Consider the following 16,911-nt stretch of genomic DNA (forward strand, 5'->3'; position numbering starts at 1 on the left):
GTGAGCCACTACTTCTTGATGACATCGCGTCCAGCAATGTCGCCATGGGTTTTATTGTTATATATGGTTGTGACATTCTTGGATCTATCTACGATTATTTTTAAGACCCAACCGGAGAACAATCCACCCAAAAAACTCAGTATTTCAGAAAGGTACTGCATGCTTGCCTCGTTTCTGTTGATCTGATGACTGCAGGCCGGTATCTCGGTGCTGCTCGCGAAGCGTCACAACACTATGTCGTGCTGGCATCGTAACAGCGAATCAGGAATTATGCCTTTTTATTATTCCGCATATAAATAATGGTGTCAGACTCTGAGGGTTCCCCACGAATTCCCAGGGAAATTCATTCTGAATCAATGGCTTGTTGCACAGGACGGGGCAAGCTTTCGGCTTGTAGGTGATCAGGGCGTGCATGACACCAGTCTTATGCCCTTCATCAGGCGGCCAAACCGTTTGAAGGAAGACAGAAATAATGGTGTCTGACTACAATTTCCCGCCGGCTCGCTGAATACTTCGCGCATCGGCGGAGCGATACGCGCATAGCACTCGCTTGCCCGCATACAACGTGCTCCGCCCCGGCTACAGCCGTTGGGACGCCGTGGTGGCGTATCGGACCGGCCTCACCTCGGATAACAACCACGTCGGAATGCCGCAATCATCTCTGTTGGCGGCAAAGTACTCGTTTTGGCGTTGATGCGTGAGTGACACAATCGTCGCAATCGATTTCCTCGGGCGGACGCATTGGCAATCAGCTCGAAATCAGACCAAATCAGCTCACTTCTTGAGCTGATTACTGCTAAATTGAGCTGATTCAACATCTTCAGCTCTTGCCATGACCGTCCGCGAAGACATTCTTCAGTTTCTGCGCGCCCAGCGGCGCGAGAACTTGCCCTGGGTAAGTTCCAGCGAACTGGCCTACCGAACCGGCGTCAGTTGGTCCACGGTTAAGCGCCAATTGGAAAACCTGCGCAAAGCCGGCGCGATACTGCGCGAGGGGCACGGCCGGGCCACTCGCTATCGGATTGCGGACGAAACACCCGCATCGATGCTCCCAACGACCATTGCCACGCGGCTGGCGGAGCCGGCGTCCGAGGCCATCGGGATGATCTGGTCTGAGCGTGGTCAAGCCCTGCTGGCCCGGCTTCGGCAGCCGTTGGCGGCGCGAGCGCCTGTGGGATACGAACGCACCTTCGTAGACAGCTATGTGCCGAACCAAAGCTCCCTGCTGCCGTCTTCGCTAGCTCAAGACTTGGCCGACGAAGGCCGCATGCCAGGTCAGTCGCCAGCCGGGACTTACGCGCGTCGCGTACTGGAGCCGCTGCTGCTCGACCTGTCCTGGTCATCCTCTCGACTGGAAGGCAACCGGTATTCCTTGTTGGCCACGCAGGAACTCTTCAAGCACGGAAGGGCCGGGGAAGATCTGGATGCAGTGATGCTGCTCAACCATAAGAGGGCCATCGAGTTCCTGGTCGATGCGGTGCCCGCACATGGCCTGACGTCCGCCGTGATCGGCAACCTTCACGCGATCCTGCTGGAGGAACTATTGGCCAATACCGACGGCCTGGGCCGCATCCGCCAGATCGTGGTCAACATCGGGGACACGACTTACGTGCCGCTCCAGGCGCCCTTGTTGCTGCAGGAAATGTTCGACCAGATTGTGGATAAAGCGCGGCTTATCAAAAACCCGGTGGAAGCGGCATTCTTTCTGTGGGTGAACCTGGCCTATCTTCAGCCGTTCGAAGACGGCAACAAGCGCACCAGCCGCCTGTCGGCCAACATTCCGCTGATGCTTTACAACTGCGCGCCGCTGTCCTTCCTGGACGTAGAGGTACAGGACTACGTCTACGCCATGTTGGGGGTCTATGAATACGGCGACGTGACGCTGGCGACGGAGCTGTTCGCCTGGGCCTATCGGCGCTCGATCCGCAAGTACGCCGTGCAACTCAACGCTGCGGGCGTGCCGGATCCGGTGCGATTCCGATTCCGGGAAAAGCTGAACGAGGCGATTGGCCGGGTGCTGCATGAGCAGCAAACGGCGGAGGCCGCGACGGCGACGCTGGGCATGTCCGAAGACGATGTCCAGTTGTTCCGCCCGATACTGGCGCAGGAACTGCGCATACTGGATGTGTACAACTGCGCACGCTATCGGTTGTCGATGGACCTGGTTCAGCGATGGGTCGAGGCCGGACGGCCGCACTGATGCACGCCAGCGGAACACGAGCCGCAAACACTGCGGCTCCTTATTCCCGACACCGATAGACGCGAATCAGGGCTTAGACTCCACCGCAGACCATTCAGGTGTTGTCTTTCACCACGGTACTGGGCCCGTTAGCTTTCACAGACGCAATCCCGCTCTCCCGAGCCGTGGTCCCCGAGTACATTTCACTGCGCCCAATGGATTGCCCATTTGCCGCGCTCAACGTGAAATAGGGTGATCCATCAGTTGCCGTCTTGCGCTGATACCGCTCATCCAGCGGCGAATTCTGACGAACGGATGCAATGCCGTCCTGAGCGCTGGTTTTAGTGGTGTAGCGCTCGCTCGTCAGAATGACTTCATGATTTCCGGCTTTCAGATTGAACATGTACTGATCGCCGCTGCGCTTCAACTCGTAGTAACCGCTCATGGAAACCTCCAATATCTGGCTAGTTCAACAGTGGGTCGATACTGTGATGCACACACATGAATGCCGGTTGATGTTAGCCCACGTCCTGCGTTCAGGAAATCTCCACCTACTTGTTCTTCGGGCGAACAGGAGTGGAAGAAACGCCCGCCTTGATCTTCGAGGAGACGTCACCCGGCAATGTGCTTCCAGTTGCCGCCCGTGATGACTCCACCAACTGATAGCTCCGCAGCTCACGGCGAAATACCTTGACCATAGTCAGCCGCTGGAGCCGCAGCCTCAAGCGTCGGGTCCGATAGATATTGGTATCGTCGAGGTCAAAGGCGCAGTCTGGTTCGGACTCGCTGGAAACGAATACTTCCAGCCATGTGCTGGTCACTGTGACGCCACGACCGCGAAAACCCACGAATCTGACCTTGGACCAAGGTACCGCGCCAGTCTGGGGTGACCAGAGGCCTTCGTTCCTGATCTCCAGCAGCACCTTGCGTTGGGCGCGCAGGGCCGGCATCAGGCCGTACACAGACAACGGCACCCCTGCAAACAACAGCAAACAAAGCAGCAGAAGCCAGCCATTCCATTGGTCATGAACCATCTCGAACAAGAGATAGATGGACAACAGTATTGCGAATGGTGCCGCTACAAAAACGTAGAACCAGAAGAACAGGCGCCAGGCCCGTATGACGATGGGCCGCTTCAACACTGTGGGGGCTGGGGCTATCTGAGGGTTTGGCGTTCTACGTTTGCTTTGCTTCATTTCAGATTCTTGGGTGCCGTGCGGTTACGGGTGCCCTACATGCCGTGCAAAGCACGTCGATCCGTCAAGGCAATGACGCTTCAATCGTCGATGTCTCGGATATCCAATCGGTCAATTTCGAATTGAGCATACCCATCACACGGCACGCTTCCAAATTCAATGACGAAGCCGTTGACCGCCACCAATCCGGCATCCTGATCGATCACACGGCCCGTTCCTCGGTATTTGAAATGGCCAATCCGTTCCAGGCTTTCCACTGACAGGGCATCCTGCTCGTCCTGGGGCCAGTCGGAACCGGATGCCGCACGAATCTCGCCGTCCAGGATCGACAGCCGGTTCGTGGTGGCGTCTCCAACCTTGACTGTGCAAGGCCAGCAGAATGCAGTGACGACCGCGCCTTCCTGGCTGCGCAAGGTCACGGAGGCGCTTTCGTCGCCGGGTGTGAACGGCTCCACCGATATGACTGTGATTGTTTTCATGGGCATGACGAGAATGGCCTCTTCGATCGCTGGATGGGTACGCGGGCGTTCAAAAGACAAGGGCCGCTGTACGCGGCCCTTGCTACTGGCTATCGGACTACCCGATTACGCCTTACGCACCTGAGCAATCAACCCATCCAACTGCGCCAGCATCGTATCGATCTCTTCCGCCGTCACATTCAAGGCCGGCATGAAGCGCAGCAGGTTTCCGCGCGGCGCATTCAGCAGCAGGCCGTTAGGCGCCAGATTGCGCGCGGCTTCGACGATGGCGGGGCCGTCGTCGCGGTCCATGACCAGTGCGCGCAGCAGGCCCATGCCACGCTCACCCTTCATGCCCCACTTGGCCGACAGGGCCAGCAGGCCTTCGGACAGTTGCTTGGCGCGGGCGTTGACGGATTCCATGAAGCCCGGCGCAGCCAGGGCGTCGAACACGGCGACGCCAACGGCGGCCATGAGCGGGTTGCCGTTGTAGGTGCCGCCCTGGTCACCGTGCGAGAACACGCAGACTTCCTGACGGGCCAGCAGCGCCGCCAGCGGCACGCCGCCGCCAATACCCTTGGCGAGCGTCATGATATCCGGCACGACATCCGATTGCTGGTACGCAAACATGGTGCCCGTACGACCCATACCCGTCTGCACTTCATCAACGATGAACAGCAGCTTGTGTTCGTCGGCCAGCTTGCGCAGGCCTTGCATGAATTCCTTGCTGGCGGGGACGACGCCGGCTTCGCCTTGCACGGGTTCGAGCATGATGGCGACGGTCTGGTCGTCGATCAGCTTGCGCACGGATTCCAGGTCGTTGATTTCGGCCTTGGGGAAGCCCTCGACCTGCGGGGCGAACATCTTGTCCCAGCCCGGCTTGCCGGACGCGGACATGGTGGCCAGCGTGCGGCCGTGGAAGCCGTGGTTCATGGTGATGATCTTGTAGGCGCCGTTCTTATTGACCTGGCCCCATTTGCGCGCCAGCTTGATGGCGCCTTCGTTGGCTTCGCCGCCGCTGTTGGCGAAGAAGACGCGGTCGAAGACCGAGGCGCCGGTCAGGCGCTCGGCCAGCTCGATGGAGGGCAGGTTGTAGAACGCCGGCGAGGGGTTCATCAGCAGCTTGGACTGGTCCAGCAGGGCCTTCTGCATTTCCGGGGCGCTGTGGCCCAGGGTGTTGACGGCCCAGCCCTGGACGAAGTCCAGGTATCGCTTGCCCGCGTGATCCTCCAGCCAGGATCCCTGGCCGCGCACGAACACGAGGTCCGGGCGGGAGGTGATCTCCATGAGGGCGTTGGTCTTGAACTGGCTGAATTCCATGGCGGTTCCTGCGGAATGAGAGAACAGGGATTAAAAGTAATTGGACGATGCCAATAGGCGAATTTAGCACCGACGGGGGGATGCTATTGTGACGTACCCCCTGCCGATCCGCCCGGGGCCGCCTCAAAAGGGCCGCCAGCGCGGGAGCTACATTTTATGCAACAGGCGCGCCCCTGCGCGCAGCCCTTTGTCGCTTTTTACTGACCAATCATGAAACGTATTCTTTCCAGTCTTGCCGCCGGCCTGGCGCTGGCGACGGCCGCGGCCACCGCGCATGCCGATTTTCCCGAGCGCCCCATCCGCCTGATCGTGCCGTTCCCGCCCGGGCAGGCGACCGATATCTTTGCGCGCGCGCTGGCCGAAAAGCTGGGCGCGGCCGTCAAGCAGCCCATCGTGGTCGAGAACCGCGCGGGCGCGGGCAGCAATATCGGGATGGAGCAGGCGGCGCGCGCGACGCCGGACGGCTACACGCTGGTGATCGCGGGCTCTGCCGCGGCGGTGAACCAGACGCTGTACAAGACCATCAATTACAGCCTGACCAAGGACTTCGCGCCGGTGTCGGGGGTGTTCTCGGTGCCGCTGATGTTCCTGGCGACGCCGGCTTCGGGCATTACCTCGCTCAAGCAGCTGGTAACGCAGGCCCGCGCCAATCCGGGCGAGCTGGCCTATGCCAGCGCGGGCATCGGCGGCACGCAGCATTTGTCGGCCGAGATGTTCAAGGCGGCGGCGAAGATCGACATCCGCCACATCCCGTACAAGGGCAGCGGCCCGGCGCAGGCGGATTTCCTGGGGCATCAGGTGCCGTTGATGGTGGACTCGGTGACTGCCGGCCTGCCGCATGTGCAGAGCAAGAAGGCGGTGGCGTTGGCGGTGACGACGGCCAAGCGCCTGCCGCAGCTGCCGGACGTGCCGACGGTGGCGGAATCGGGTTATCCGGGTTTCGAGGCCATAGGCTGGGCGGCGGTGCTGGCGCCGCGCGATACGCCGGCCGAGGTGACGAACTATCTGAGCAAGCAGATCGGCCAGGTGCTGAATTCGCCGGACATGCAGAAGTTCTTCCGCGACCGCGGTGCAGAGCCGATGCCGCTGACGCCTGATGCGACGGGGGCTTTCATCGCGGGCGAAGTGACGAAGTGGGGTGAAGCGGTGAAGCAGTCGGGCGCGCAGGTCGACTGACAAGAACGCAAGACGCCATGCCCGCAACAAACCGCCCCGCAACGCCGGGGCGGTTTTCATGATGGGTTGAGGTAAAGCTATGGGTGGGCCGGCTTAAGCCGGATCACCCGGCTGGCCCGGCCGTCCGGGCTCGCCGGGTTGCCGGGGCTTTTCTGCTGGCTGCCCCGGATTGCCGGGCACTTCCGGCGGCATGCGGCCCGGATCGACCTCATCGGGACCGGGTTGGCCCGGCACTTGGCCGGGCGCCTGCTTCTCCGGCGCGCCGCCGGGTTCTTGGCCGGGACGTTGGGACGGGTCGATGCCGGGTTGGTTGGAGGGATCGCCGGGCTTCTGGTTCGTGTTCATGGATATCTCCTGAAGATTCACGCAAAGCGTTTCACGCGAAGCAGCACGCGTATCGGTGCAGGACCACGATAGAAGCCTGGTCCGCGCACGCCCAGATCACGCGGGACGACTTTATCTAGTACTTTCTTCCTATCTTGCGGCCGCACGCCAGCGGCCCGGTTTTGCACACCGAGGAGTCAGGATGAAGAAGACCGCCACGGCGTTCACGACGGAACGCCGCCATCTGCTGGAAATCATTGACGGCCTGATCGAGGGCATCATCCTGCTGGATCAGGACCGGCGCATCGTCTGGGCCAATGACACGGCGCTGGCCATGCACGGCGTGACGGATCTGGCCGCGTTGGGCGGCACCGCCGCCGGCTACCGCAAGGCGTTTGCGCTGCGCTACCGCAACCATCGCGCGCTGCGCGCGGCGCAGTATCCGCTGGATCGCGCGCTGGCGGGCGAGGCCTACAAGGACGTGGTGGTGGAAGTGACCAGCCGGCGCGATCCGGCGTTCAGCCGCATGCATCAGGTGCGCAATCTGGAGCTGCGCGATGCGCAGGGCTCGGCCGAAGGCATGGTGCTGGTGCTGCTGGACGTGACCGAGCGCTTCAGCGCGGAAGAGCGCTTCGAAAGAACCTTCAACGCCAATCCCGCGCCGGCCGTGATCTGCTCGCTGGCGGACCTGCGCTATCTGAAAGTCAATGACGGCTTTCTGGCGATGACCGGCTACACACGCGAGGAAGTGCTGGGCAAGTCCCTGCGCAAGTTGGACGTGCTGGGCGATACGCCGCAACGCGAGGACGCACTGCAGCGACTGGAGGAAGGCAGGACCATTCCGCAAATGGAATCCTGCATCGCGGTGCAGGGCGGCGGCACCAAGCTGGTGGTGGTGGCGGGCCAGCCCATCGAAGTCGCGGAGCAGCCCTGCATGCTGTTCACCTTCAACGACCTGGAACCGCGCCGCAAGGCCGAGTCGGCGCTGCGCCACAGCGAGCAGCGCTTCGCCACGGCGTTCCGGCTGGCGCCGGTGCCCATGACGCTGAGCAGCACAGCGGGCGAGCTGCTGGAGGTCAACGATGCCTTCGTCGCCACGACAGGCTATGACGCCAAGACGCTGGCGCGCGACGAGGATGCGCTGGCGCAGCTGTGGACCGATCCGCAGGCCTACGACCGCGCCATGGCATCGCTGGAACAAGGCGCCAGCGTGCGCAGCCAGGAGATGGCGCTGCGCACGCGCGACGGCGCGCTGCTGGACTGCCTGGTGTCGGCCGCGCCGGTGTCGATCCAGGACCAGCCCTGCGTGCTGGCGGCGATCCAGGACATCACCGAGCGCAAGCGCAGCGAGGTCGAGCTGATGGAGGCGATCGAGACGGTCATGCAGGACACCTCGTGGTTCAGCCGCACCGTCATCGAGAAGCTGGCGCAGATCCGCGCGCCTCAGGGCGCGCCGCAGGGGCAAGGCGAACTGGCCGACCTGACGCCGCGCGAGCGCGAGATCCTGGGCTTGATGTGCCAGGGCCACACGGATGCGGAGATCGCGGCCAGCCTGCATTTGTCGCGCAATACGGTGCGCAATCACGTGGCGGCGCTGTACAGCAAGCTGGACGTGCATCGGCGCAGCGCGGCCATCATCTGGGCGCGGCAGCGCGGCATCGTGGGCTATGAAAAGCCGGCGCGCAAGCAGGCGCAGAAATAGGCGCGGACGCGAGTGCAGACCAACATGCAGACGCCGCCGCCCCAGGTTCAGACCCAAAAGCAGCCACGCAAAAGGCAGTAGGGAAGTACCAGCTGATCTGGTGCACGCGCTTCTTACGCGCGCGCCATGCGCTTCCTATAGTGGGTTCGTCCGCAGCCGGAACCCAGCCCCCACGGGGCCCTCCGGGGCGGTTTCACGCAACCTGGAATTAGGAGCGACACCATGGATAACGACCGCATCAAAGGCGCTGCCAAGGAAGTCAAAGGCACGATCAAGGAAACCGCCGGCAAGCTGACCGGCAACCGCGAAACCGAGCTTGAAGGCAAGGCGGAGAAAACCGTGGGCAAGGTGCAACGCAATGTAGGCGAAGCCAAGGATCAGGCACGCGACTTGCTGAACAAAAAATAGCGCGGCTGCCCTTCGGCATGACCCGCTACGCTCATGAACGCCGAAAGGAGAAAAAAATGACGCATCGAATCTGGCTTGTGCTGATGCTTGCAATAACCGCCATCACGGCCGGCTGCAACACCATGGAAGGCGCCGGCAAAGACATCGAACGCGGCGGGGAAAAGATCCAGCAAAAGGCCCAGTAGGCCTGCGGGAACCCGTGCTCGGCTGGCGCGCTTGATGGCGCGCCGGCCATTTTGCGTTCGGGCGTCCTGATTCAGCGCGAGAAGCCGCGGGCGGAAATCTCCCAGATGTCCTGCACCACGCCGTCCTTGAACACCACCAGGCCATCGTGCAGATTGAAGGTCGGGTCCACGTGCGCGGGCACCAGGCGCAGCACGCTGCCCAGCGCGGGAGCGGTGGCGCCGGGTTCGACGTGCACCACGCTGTGCTCGTCGTTGATGGCGACGCAGGTCAGGCCAGACTCGCCATGGACGGCGGGCGGGCCGCATTCGGCGGAGGCCGATTTGAGGCCGGCGTCCAGCACCACGCGGTCGGGCGTGGGCGTGCTCATCACCGTGGACAGCAGGAACAGGCTGTTCTGGAAATTGAGCGGGCCGCCCCATTCATTGGCGCCGTAGTCGCCGTCCATGAAGGCGTAAGAGCCGGCCTGCAATTCGGTGTAGACGCCGCTGGCCGCGTCGAACTCCACGCTGCCGGTGCCGCCGCCGGTAATGGTGTCGCAGGCGATGCCGCTTTCGCGCAGCAGTTGCGCATAGGACGCGGCGATGCGCGCGGCCTGGCGGGAGACGGTGGCGCGTTCCTCGCGCGTGCGGTAGTGCTGCACCGAGCCGTGATAGGCCTGCAGGCCCGCGAAGTTCAGGCCCGGCAAGTCACGCGCCTGCTGCGCCAGCGCCAGCACAGTCGCGTCGTCGGACACGCCGCAGCGGCCCTGGCCCACGTCCACTTCCACCAGCACGTCGATCTCGGCGCCGGCCTGGACCATGGCGGCGGAGAGTTGCGCTAGGTTCTCGGCGTTATCTACGCACACGCTGATCTTGGCCGCGCGCGCCAGCTGGCCCAGCAGCACCATCTTGGCCGCGCCGACGACTTCGTTGCTGATATGGATGTCACGGATGCCAGCGGCCACGAAGGGCAGGGCTTCGCTGACCTTCTGGCAGCAGATGCCGCGCGCGCCCAGCGCCAGCTGCCGCAACGCGATCTGCGGGCATTTGTGGGCCTTGGCGTGCGGCCGCAGGGCCACTTCGTGGCGGTCGGCCCAGGCCTGCATGGCGCGCAGGTTGGCTTCGAAAGCGGTCAGGTCCAGCGCCAGGCTGGGCGTGTCGACGCGGGCAAGGGGATCGCCCGGCTGGGCGGCGGGGGGCAGCGCTATGCCGCGTATGACTTCCTGGGACATCTTGGCAACTCCGTTATCAGCACTGCAGGGATGTAACCGACACCATAACCAAAGCGGGACCATCCATAACCTTGGGCGATGCGACCCCCTGGTAAACGATAGCCCTGTAATCATTGGCTACAGGGGGTGGGCATGACAGAATTTCATCATAAAGAATGCCCCCGAGGGGAGGCGCGTTTTTGCCGGGGGAATTCGCCCATCGGCAGAAATCACATCACTGATACCCGTCAGCAAGAATTCGGAGAAGCTCGCATGAAACTCAAGACCTGGATCACCGCCCTGACCATCGCGGCAGCCGCCGTCGGCGCCGCCGGTTCGGCGCAGGCCCAACAGTTCTTCCGCATCGGCACCGGCGGCACCGCCGGCACCTACTATCCCGTGGGCGGCATCATCGGCAACGCCGTGTCGCAGCCGGGCAAGCTCATCGCCACCGCAGTGGCTTCCAACGGCTCGGTCGCCAATATCAATGGCGTCATGGGCGGCTCGTTCGAAGCCGGCTTCACGCAGTCCGACGTGGCCTTCTGGGCCTATAGCGGCACCGGCACCTTCGAAGGCAAGCCCAAGGCCCAGGACCTGCGCCTGATCGCCACGCTGTACCCGGAAAGCATCCATCTGGTGACGCGCAAGGGCTCGGGCATCAAGGGCGTGGCGGACCTGAAGGGCAAGCGCGTGTCCATGGACGAGCCGGGTTCCGGCACCCTGGTGGACGTGCGCCTGATCCTGGGCGCCTACGGCCTGACCGATAAGGACATCAAGGCCGAATACCTCAAGCCCAACCAGGCCGGCGACAAGCTCAAGGACGGCGGCCTGGACGCGTTCTTCTTCGTGGGCGGCGCCCCCGCCGGCGCGATCGCCGAACTGGCCTCCACGGGCAATATCGAACTGGTGTCGCTGGTCGGCCCGGAAATCGATGCGCTGCGCGGCAAGCAGGAATTCTTCACGCCTGACGTGATCACCGCCAACACGTACCAGAACATCCCCGAAGTGAAGACCATTTCGGTCAACGCGCAGATGGTCACGTCGGCCAAGATCCCCGAGCAGACCGTGTACGAAGTGACCAAGGCGCTGTACAGCGACGCCACGCGCAAGACGCTGGACGCCGGCCACGCCAAGGGCAAGCTCATCACCAAGGAAAACGCCGTCAAGGGCGCGGGCATCCCGTTCCACCCGGGCGCGGAGAAGTTCTACAAAGAAGTCGGTCTGCTGAAATAAATGGGCCCCACCCCCGAAGCGCCTGCGGCGCTTCCCCCTCAAGGGGGCGCCGCGCGTGGACCGGCAAAGCCGGCTCCACGGCGGCCCTGATCGGGCCGCATCGTGCCACTGGACATCTGAATTTTGCAGGGCCGCCACGAGCGGCCCTGCTTGCTGTATCACCAGAGACTCACCGCGATGGAAATTGACCACGAGAAAACCCAGCAGCTGGCGGAAAAGTACGATTCGGAAATCCGCTTCCGGCCGCTGGACAAGACGGCCACCTGGATCGTGTCGGGCCTGCTCGTCACCTTGTCCCTGTTTCACTACTACACGGCCGGCTTCGGTCTGCTGCGCGAGGCGACGCACCGGGGCGTGCACCTGGCCTTCGTGCTGAGCCTGATCTTCCTGGTATTCGGCTTTTCCAAGTCGCACTACCAGCGCCAGCCCAAGTCCACCTGGTTGTCGCCTGGCGGCATTCCGCTATACGACTGGATCATCGCCATCGCGTTGGCGCTGTCGGTGCTGTACATCCCCTATATCTTCGAGGACCTGGCGTTCCGCGTGGGCAATCCCATGCCCATGGACGTGCTGATGGGGTCCATCCTGCTGATCGGCCTCTTGGAGGCCACGCGCCGCGCCATGGGCTGGCCGCTGCCCATCATCGCGCTGGTATTCATGGCCTACGCCATGTTCGGGCCGTATTTCCCGGGCCTGCTCAAGCATGCCGGCAATACCTGGTCGCAGGTCGTCAACCACATGTACCTGACCAGCCAGGGCGTGTACGGCGTGGCGGTCGGCGTGGTCGCCACTTATGTCTTCCACTTCGTGCTGTTCGGCGTACTGGCCACCCGCATCGGCCTGGGCCAGCTGTTCCTGGACGTGGCCTCGACGATCGCCGGACGCTACGCGGGCGGGCCGGCCAAGGTGTCGGTGTTCGGTTCGGCCATGTTCGGCATGCTGTCGGGCTCGTCGGTGGCCAATGCGGTCACGGTCGGCTCGCTAACCATTCCGGCCATGATCCGCATCGGCTATCCGCGGCACTTTGCCGCAGGCGTGGAAGCGGCCAGCAGCACGGGCGGGCAGATCACGCCGCCCATCATGGGCGCGGCGGCGTTCCTGATGATCGAATTCCTGGGCATTCCGTATCAGCAGATCGCCATCGCGGGCATCTTCCCGGCCTTCCTGTACTTCTTCGGCATGTTCATGCAGGTGCACTTCGAGGCCAAGCGCGAAGGCCTGCGCGGCCTGACCGAAGAGGAAATGCCCAAGCTCAAGCAGTCGTTCAAGATGCGCTGGCCGACGCTGATCCCGCTGGTCCTGCTGATTGGCGTGCTGGCCAGCGGCCGCACGCCGTACCTGGCTGCCTTCGCCGGCATTACCGGCTGCATCCTGGTGGGCCTGCTGAATCCGTTCCAGCGGCTGCGCTGGCGCGACCTGTACGAAGCCTTCGAGACTGGCGCCAAATACGCGCTGGCGGTGGGCGCAGCGGCGGGCACGGTGGGCATCGTGATCGGGGTGGTGACGCTGACGGGCGTGGGCTTCAAGATCTCGTACATCGTGATCTCGGCCTCGCAGGTGCTGGCGGGCGGCGCGGCCATGATCATCCCAGACGCGCTGGCCAACATGCAGACGCTGACGCTGATCGCCGCGCTCATCATGACCGGCATCGTCTGCATCCTGATGGGCTGCGGCGTGCCCACCACGGCAAACTACCTGATCATGGTGGCGGTGGCCGCCCCCACGCTGGTGCAGCTGGGCGTGCAGCCCATCGCGGCGCACTTCTTCGTGTTCTATTTCGGCATCCTGGCGGACATCACGCCACCGGTGGCGCTGGCGGCGTATGCGGCGGCCGGGATGGCGGGCAGCGATCCATTCAAGACCGGCAACACGGCCTTCAGGCTGGGCATCACCAAGCTGATCGTGCCCTTCGTATTCGTGTTCTCGCCGTCGCTGCTGATCTCGGTGCAGGGCTTCACCTGGTACGACTTCTTCGTGACGCTGTTCGGCTGCATGGTCGGCCTGGTGCTGCTGTCGGCGGCTTTCTCGCGTTACATGCTGGTGGGCATGAAGAGCTGGGAGCGCTGGCTTTGCACCATCGGCGCCTTGCTGACGATCCTGCCAGGGTTGACCAGCGGCCTGATCGGGCTGGCGATCTGCATCCCGGTGTTCATGCGCCAACTGGCGCAGCTGAAGCTGGAAAGCGCCCCCAAGGCCGCCTGACGAAACGGCCTGCACACAAAAAGGGGCGGATCGTTGAGACCCGCCCCTTTTTGCTCCGAATCATGAATATTGGCGGCATTTAGGCTGAAAATGTGCGCGTGTTGTCGCAAGGTGACGCCATACAACATTCCACCTTCCCGCCGGTTGCCGGGCTATTTAAATCAGCGTAAAGTAAAATTCATGTTTGCTGGTCTGCCGATCTCCGGGCCGACTGTGCACACAGGCACAAAACTGCGCCATATGTTCGATATCCTGGTTTATCTGTACGAGAATTACTACACGCCGCAAGCCTGTCCTGCGGCCGATGTGCTCGCAAAGCGGCTTGCCGCCGCCGGTTTCGAGCACGAAGACATCGACGACGCCCTCGGCTGGCTCTACGGCCTGGCCGAAACCACCGAACGCTGCGTCGACCTCGCCCAGGCGCCCGCCACCGGCACCCGGATCTACACCGACAACGAATACCAGCAGCTCGGCACCGAATCCATCGGCTTCATCGCCTTCCTGGAATCGGCCGGCGTGCTGCCCGCGCCGCTGCGCGAAATCGTCATCGACCGAGGCCTGGCTTCGCCGGAAACGCCCGTGCCGCTGTCCAAGATCAAGATCATCGCCCTCATGGTTCTCTGGAGCCAGGAAGCCGAGATCGACAACCTGGTCCTGGAAGAGCTGCTGGACGAGGACGGCGTGCGCCTGCTGCATTGACCGGCATCCGCGTCGCTTGATGCCGCTTTCCCCACCCCGCGCGCAAGGCCGCGCGGGCGTCCCATCGTGAACTACGTCGGCCGTTTCGCCCCCAGCCCCAGCGGACCGCTGCATGCGGGCTCGCTGGTGGCCGCGCTGGCCAGCTGGCTGGACGCGCGCGCCCAGAACGGGCGCTGGCTGCTGCGCATCGAAGACGTGGACACGCCGCGCACGGTGCCGGGCGCAGCCGAGGTCATCATGGGCCAACTGGATGCGCTGGGCCTGGCCTGGGACGACGACATCATGTGGCAATCGCGCCGCAACGACGCCTATCAGGCCGCCTTCGACTCGCTGGCCGCACGCGGCCTGATCTACGGCTGCGGCTGCACCCGGCGCGAAATCGCTGACTCGGCGCTGCGCGGCCAGACCGCGCCCGGCGCCGATGGCGAGCGCCCGTATCCCGGCACCTGCCGCCATGGCCTGCCGGAAGGCCGCGTGGCCCGCGCCTGGCGCGTGATCATGCCGGAAGGCGTGGAACATTTTGTGGACCGCTGGCTGGGACCGCAGGAACAGAACGTGGCGCAGGCCGTGGGCGACATCGCCTTGCGACGCGCCGACGGCCTATGGGCCTACCAGTTGGCGGTGGTGGTGGACGACGCCGCGCAAGGCGTGACCGACGTTGTGCGCGGCGCGGACCTGTTGAGCTCCACGGCGCGCCAGCGCGTGTTGGGCGGGTTGCTGGGGCTGCCGCCGGTGCGCTACCTGCACGTGCCGCTGATCCTGGACGCGTCCAGCGGTCTGAAACTGTCCAAGCAGAACGGCGCCCCACCCATCGACACCGGCGCGCCCCTGGCGGCGCTGATGGCCGCCTGGCGCGCCCTGGGCTTCGGCCCCATCGAGACCACGGACCGCGGTCAATTCCTGCGGGAAGCCACCGCGCAATGGGCGCGGCGCTTCCCGCTGCCCGCCGTTACAGCGGCTTGAGGTCCTGGTCCAGCATCCGGACGAGCAGCGCCTCGCCGTTATCCGCCACGCGCAGCTCGCCGTACTTGGCGACCTGATAGCGCTCGGCCTGGCCTTCCGGGAAGAAATAGGCGTTGGTCACGATGCGCACGCTGTTGTCGCGGATGCGATAGCGCAACGGCACTTCCCCATCCGTATGCGGATGCGTGTCGGGCTGGATGCGTAGAGGCTGGCCCACACCGCGCGCGTCGGTCTGCAACATCACATAGCCGTCCGGCTCGTAGCCCATGACGGAGTCCTCGGCCTCGGGACGCTCGCCGCCCAGCCGCAGGCGCGTGACTTCCCGGCTGGCCGCGAAGTTCAGCGCCATGTAGTCGCCCTGCATCAGCGAACGCGGATCGACCGGCGCCAGTTCCAGGATGACCACCTTGCCCGAGGCCAGCAGCTTTTCGCGCTGCCAGATGCCGCCGTTGGCAACCACCAGCACCAGCGCCAGGCCGCCCAGGATGGCCTGCGTGCGCCAACGCAAGGGCGCCGAGACCGGCGGCAGGGGAACGCGCCGGCTGGGCGGCAAGGTGCGCATCAGGCGCGGCACCAGCCAGACCAGGGCGCGCAGGACGAACAGCAGCAAGGCCGCGCCGCCCAGCCACAAGGCTTTTTGCAGCAGCGGCACGTCCAACTGGTAGTAATAGACGCCCAGGTAGGCCAGCAGGCTGATCACGCCGAACACGACCAGGCGCGACTGGTTCAAGCCGAAGCCCAGCAGCAGCCAGGCCAGCGCGAAACCCACGCCGGGGCTGGGCAGCCAGAACAGCGCCAGGATCAACAGGGCTATCGGGACGCCCCAGGTGACGCCAGCCGTCAGCACGTGGCGGCGGGGCCACAGCACCGCAAAGGCAGCCGCCACGGGCAGCAGCGCACCTGCGATAACCAGCACCGCCGTATGCGGATTGAGCTGCCACATGGCGGGCAGCTGCTGGGCGGAGAGGCCACCCGCCAGCCACACCATGCCTTGCACCGACAGCAGGAAGGCCCAGGCCAGCGGCTGCAACGCATGGGCGCGCTTGCCGCCCAGACGATGGCTGACGCTGAAAATGACGGCGGTGGCCCAGGCGCCGGTCACGGCGATGGGCAGCCACACGAAGGTGGCGCGCATGACGTCGAAGCCCAGCCAGGCGTCCAGCAGGTCTTCGCCGCCCAGGTCGGGCGACAGGCCGCGCCAGATCAGGCCCGCCCCCGCTGCCGCGATCAGCAGGCCGCTCAGGAAGCGCAGGATGACGTCGGGACCCACCGCGTAGACCGTGGCCGCCATCAGCAGCACGAATACGCAGGCGCTGGCGAAGGAGGTCGAGCTGGACAGCCCGAAGATGATCAAAATTTGCCCAGCAAAGGCCATGGCCGTGCCGCACTGGCGCCAGAACGGACCCGCATCGCTGCGCAGCACCGCCACGCCGGCGGCGCATAGCACCAGCCCGACCACCAGCGCGCCGCTTTCAGACGTGATGAAGCCCGAGAAGGCGGCGAACACCAGCAGCAGCAGCGTCGCCAGCCAGGCGCTAAGGCCCAGCAGGCACTGCACATACCAGGGCGGATCCACCTGGGGAACCGGGGCGGCCGCCAGTTGCGCGACCGGCGCGCCGGTCTCGGCCGGGTCCACCGAATTGCCGGCCGAAGCCGCGGCCGGCTCGGCGTCCGCG

16 protein-coding genes are annotated in these 16,911 nt (G+C 64.1%); 9 read left to right on the forward strand and 7 right to left on the reverse strand.

Annotated elements, in window-relative coordinates; all coding sequences use genetic code 11:
* Positions 1 to 832: 832 nt before the first annotated feature.
* Positions 833 to 2,200 carry a Fic family protein gene (locus WBB14_RS07655; protein WP_424239305.1) on the forward strand — a complete coding sequence of 456 codons (1,368 nt, stop codon included), beginning with the start codon at positions 833 to 835 and terminating at the stop codon, positions 2,198 to 2,200.
* 94 nt (positions 2,201 to 2,294) lie between these two features.
* On the opposite strand, the gene WBB14_RS07660 is transcribed toward WBB14_RS07655, so the two are convergent.
* The 4 genes from WBB14_RS07660 to WBB14_RS07675 all read right to left on the reverse strand — a co-directional run bounded on the left by WBB14_RS07660 (position 2,295) and on the right by WBB14_RS07675 (position 5,153).
* Positions 2,295 to 2,624 carry a YegP family protein gene (locus WBB14_RS07660; RefSeq protein WP_424239306.1) on the reverse strand — a complete coding sequence of 110 codons (330 nt, stop codon included), beginning with the start codon at positions 2,622 to 2,624 and terminating at the stop codon, positions 2,295 to 2,297.
* Between the two features lie 106 nt (positions 2,625 to 2,730).
* Complete coding sequence (locus tag WBB14_RS07665) at positions 2,731 to 3,375, reverse strand: hypothetical protein (protein ID WP_424239307.1); 645 nt, start codon at positions 3,373 to 3,375, stop codon at positions 2,731 to 2,733.
* 80 nt (positions 3,376 to 3,455) lie between these two features.
* Complete coding sequence (locus tag WBB14_RS07670) at positions 3,456 to 3,914, reverse strand: hypothetical protein (RefSeq protein ID WP_424239308.1); 459 nt, start codon at positions 3,912 to 3,914, stop codon at positions 3,456 to 3,458.
* A gap of 45 nt (positions 3,915 to 3,959) precedes the next feature.
* Positions 3,960 to 5,153, reverse strand: coding sequence for an acetylornithine transaminase (locus WBB14_RS07675; protein WP_424239309.1), 1,194 nt, complete (start codon positions 5,151 to 5,153; stop codon positions 3,960 to 3,962).
* Positions 5,154 to 5,363: 210 nt separating this feature from the next.
* Between WBB14_RS07675 and WBB14_RS07680 the strand changes: the two genes are divergently transcribed.
* Entirely contained in the window at positions 5,364 to 6,329 is a 966-nt protein-coding gene (locus WBB14_RS07680) for a Bug family tripartite tricarboxylate transporter substrate binding protein (RefSeq protein WP_424239310.1), read from the forward strand.
* 93 nt (positions 6,330 to 6,422) lie between these two features.
* Here the strand turns inward: WBB14_RS07680 and WBB14_RS07685 are convergent, their stop codons facing one another.
* Positions 6,423 to 6,674, reverse strand: a complete 252-nt coding sequence (locus tag WBB14_RS07685; RefSeq protein ID WP_424239311.1) for a hypothetical protein — start codon at positions 6,672 to 6,674, stop codon at positions 6,423 to 6,425.
* Between the two features lie 181 nt (positions 6,675 to 6,855).
* On the opposite strand from WBB14_RS07685, the gene WBB14_RS07690 reads away from it, so the two are divergent.
* The 3 genes from WBB14_RS07690 to WBB14_RS07700 all read left to right on the forward strand — a co-directional run bounded on the left by WBB14_RS07690 (position 6,856) and on the right by WBB14_RS07700 (position 8,948).
* The gene (locus tag WBB14_RS07690; RefSeq protein WP_424239312.1) at positions 6,856 to 8,355 is read left to right on the forward strand and encodes a PAS domain S-box protein; all 1,500 of its coding nucleotides are present in this window, start codon (positions 6,856 to 6,858) and stop codon (positions 8,353 to 8,355) included.
* Between the two features lie 222 nt (positions 8,356 to 8,577).
* Positions 8,578 to 8,763, forward strand: coding sequence for a CsbD family protein (locus WBB14_RS07695; RefSeq protein WP_173144686.1), 186 nt, complete (start codon positions 8,578 to 8,580; stop codon positions 8,761 to 8,763).
* Positions 8,764 to 8,819: 56 nt separating this feature from the next.
* Positions 8,820 to 8,948 carry an entericidin A/B family lipoprotein gene (locus WBB14_RS07700; protein WP_332015454.1) on the forward strand — a complete coding sequence of 43 codons (129 nt, stop codon included), beginning with the start codon at positions 8,820 to 8,822 and terminating at the stop codon, positions 8,946 to 8,948.
* Between the two features lie 71 nt (positions 8,949 to 9,019).
* Here the strand turns inward: WBB14_RS07700 and WBB14_RS07705 are convergent, their stop codons facing one another.
* Positions 9,020 to 10,159 (reverse strand): DSD1 family PLP-dependent enzyme, encoded by a 1,140-nt coding sequence (locus tag WBB14_RS07705; protein ID WP_424239313.1) that lies wholly within the window; start codon positions 10,157 to 10,159, stop codon positions 9,020 to 9,022.
* Between the two features lie 252 nt (positions 10,160 to 10,411).
* Here WBB14_RS07705 and WBB14_RS07710 point away from each other — a divergent pair, with 252 nt between their 5' ends.
* The 4 genes from WBB14_RS07710 (at position 10,412) to gluQRS (ending at position 15,235) form a co-directional block, all read left to right on the forward strand.
* A complete protein-coding gene (locus WBB14_RS07710; protein ID WP_424239314.1) occupies positions 10,412 to 11,371 on the forward strand; it encodes a TAXI family TRAP transporter solute-binding subunit in 960 nt (319 codons plus the stop codon).
* 177 nt (positions 11,372 to 11,548) lie between these two features.
* A complete protein-coding gene (locus tag WBB14_RS07715) occupies positions 11,549 to 13,573 on the forward strand; it encodes a TRAP transporter permease (protein WP_424239315.1) in 2,025 nt (674 codons plus the stop codon).
* Between the two features lie 240 nt (positions 13,574 to 13,813).
* Positions 13,814 to 14,272 (forward strand): DUF494 family protein, encoded by a 459-nt coding sequence (locus WBB14_RS07720; protein WP_013390832.1) that lies wholly within the window; start codon positions 13,814 to 13,816, stop codon positions 14,270 to 14,272.
* Between the two features lie 66 nt (positions 14,273 to 14,338).
* Positions 14,339 to 15,235 (forward strand): tRNA glutamyl-Q(34) synthetase GluQRS, encoded by an 897-nt coding sequence (gene gluQRS, locus WBB14_RS07725; protein WP_424239316.1) that lies wholly within the window; start codon positions 14,339 to 14,341, stop codon positions 15,233 to 15,235.
* On the opposite strand, the gene WBB14_RS07730 is transcribed toward gluQRS, so the two are convergent.
* Positions 15,222 to 16,911 (reverse strand): GDYXXLXY domain-containing protein (locus WBB14_RS07730; RefSeq protein WP_424239317.1); only part of this gene is annotated, 1,690 nt, incomplete at its 5' end. The genes gluQRS and WBB14_RS07730 overlap by 14 nt on opposite strands.

This window comes from Achromobacter sp. (assembly GCF_049647645.1).
In the GTDB taxonomy this organism is placed as follows: Bacteria; Pseudomonadota; Gammaproteobacteria; order Burkholderiales; family Burkholderiaceae_B; genus Achromobacter.

Excerpts from the sequence above, each read along its gene's own strand:
- WBB14_RS07655 (WP_424239305.1), top strand. The coding sequence starts at position 833 with ATGACCGTCCGCGAAGACATTCTTCAGTTTCTGCGCGCCCAGCGGCGC.
- WBB14_RS07660 (WP_424239306.1), bottom strand. The coding sequence starts at position 2,624 with ATGAGCGGTTACTACGAGTTGAAGCGCAGCGGCGATCAGTACATGTTC.
- WBB14_RS07665 (WP_424239307.1), bottom strand. The coding sequence starts at position 3,375 with ATGAAGCAAAGCAAACGTAGAACGCCAAACCCTCAGATAGCCCCAGCC.
- WBB14_RS07675 (WP_424239309.1), bottom strand. The coding sequence starts at position 5,153 with ATGGAATTCAGCCAGTTCAAGACCAACGCCCTCATGGAGATCACCTCC.
- WBB14_RS07680 (WP_424239310.1), top strand. The coding sequence starts at position 5,364 with ATGAAACGTATTCTTTCCAGTCTTGCCGCCGGCCTGGCGCTGGCGACG.
- WBB14_RS07685 (WP_424239311.1), bottom strand. The coding sequence starts at position 6,674 with ATGAACACGAACCAGAAGCCCGGCGATCCCTCCAACCAACCCGGCATC.
- WBB14_RS07690 (WP_424239312.1), top strand. The coding sequence starts at position 6,856 with ATGAAGAAGACCGCCACGGCGTTCACGACGGAACGCCGCCATCTGCTG.
- WBB14_RS07695 (WP_173144686.1), top strand. The coding sequence starts at position 8,578 with ATGGATAACGACCGCATCAAAGGCGCTGCCAAGGAAGTCAAAGGCACG.
- WBB14_RS07700 (WP_332015454.1), top strand. The coding sequence starts at position 8,820 with ATGACGCATCGAATCTGGCTTGTGCTGATGCTTGCAATAACCGCCATC.
- WBB14_RS07705 (WP_424239313.1), bottom strand. The coding sequence starts at position 10,159 with ATGTCCCAGGAAGTCATACGCGGCATAGCGCTGCCCCCCGCCGCCCAG.
- WBB14_RS07710 (WP_424239314.1), top strand. The coding sequence starts at position 10,412 with ATGAAACTCAAGACCTGGATCACCGCCCTGACCATCGCGGCAGCCGCC.
- WBB14_RS07715 (WP_424239315.1), top strand. The coding sequence starts at position 11,549 with ATGGAAATTGACCACGAGAAAACCCAGCAGCTGGCGGAAAAGTACGAT.
- WBB14_RS07720 (WP_013390832.1), top strand. The coding sequence starts at position 13,814 with ATGTTCGATATCCTGGTTTATCTGTACGAGAATTACTACACGCCGCAA.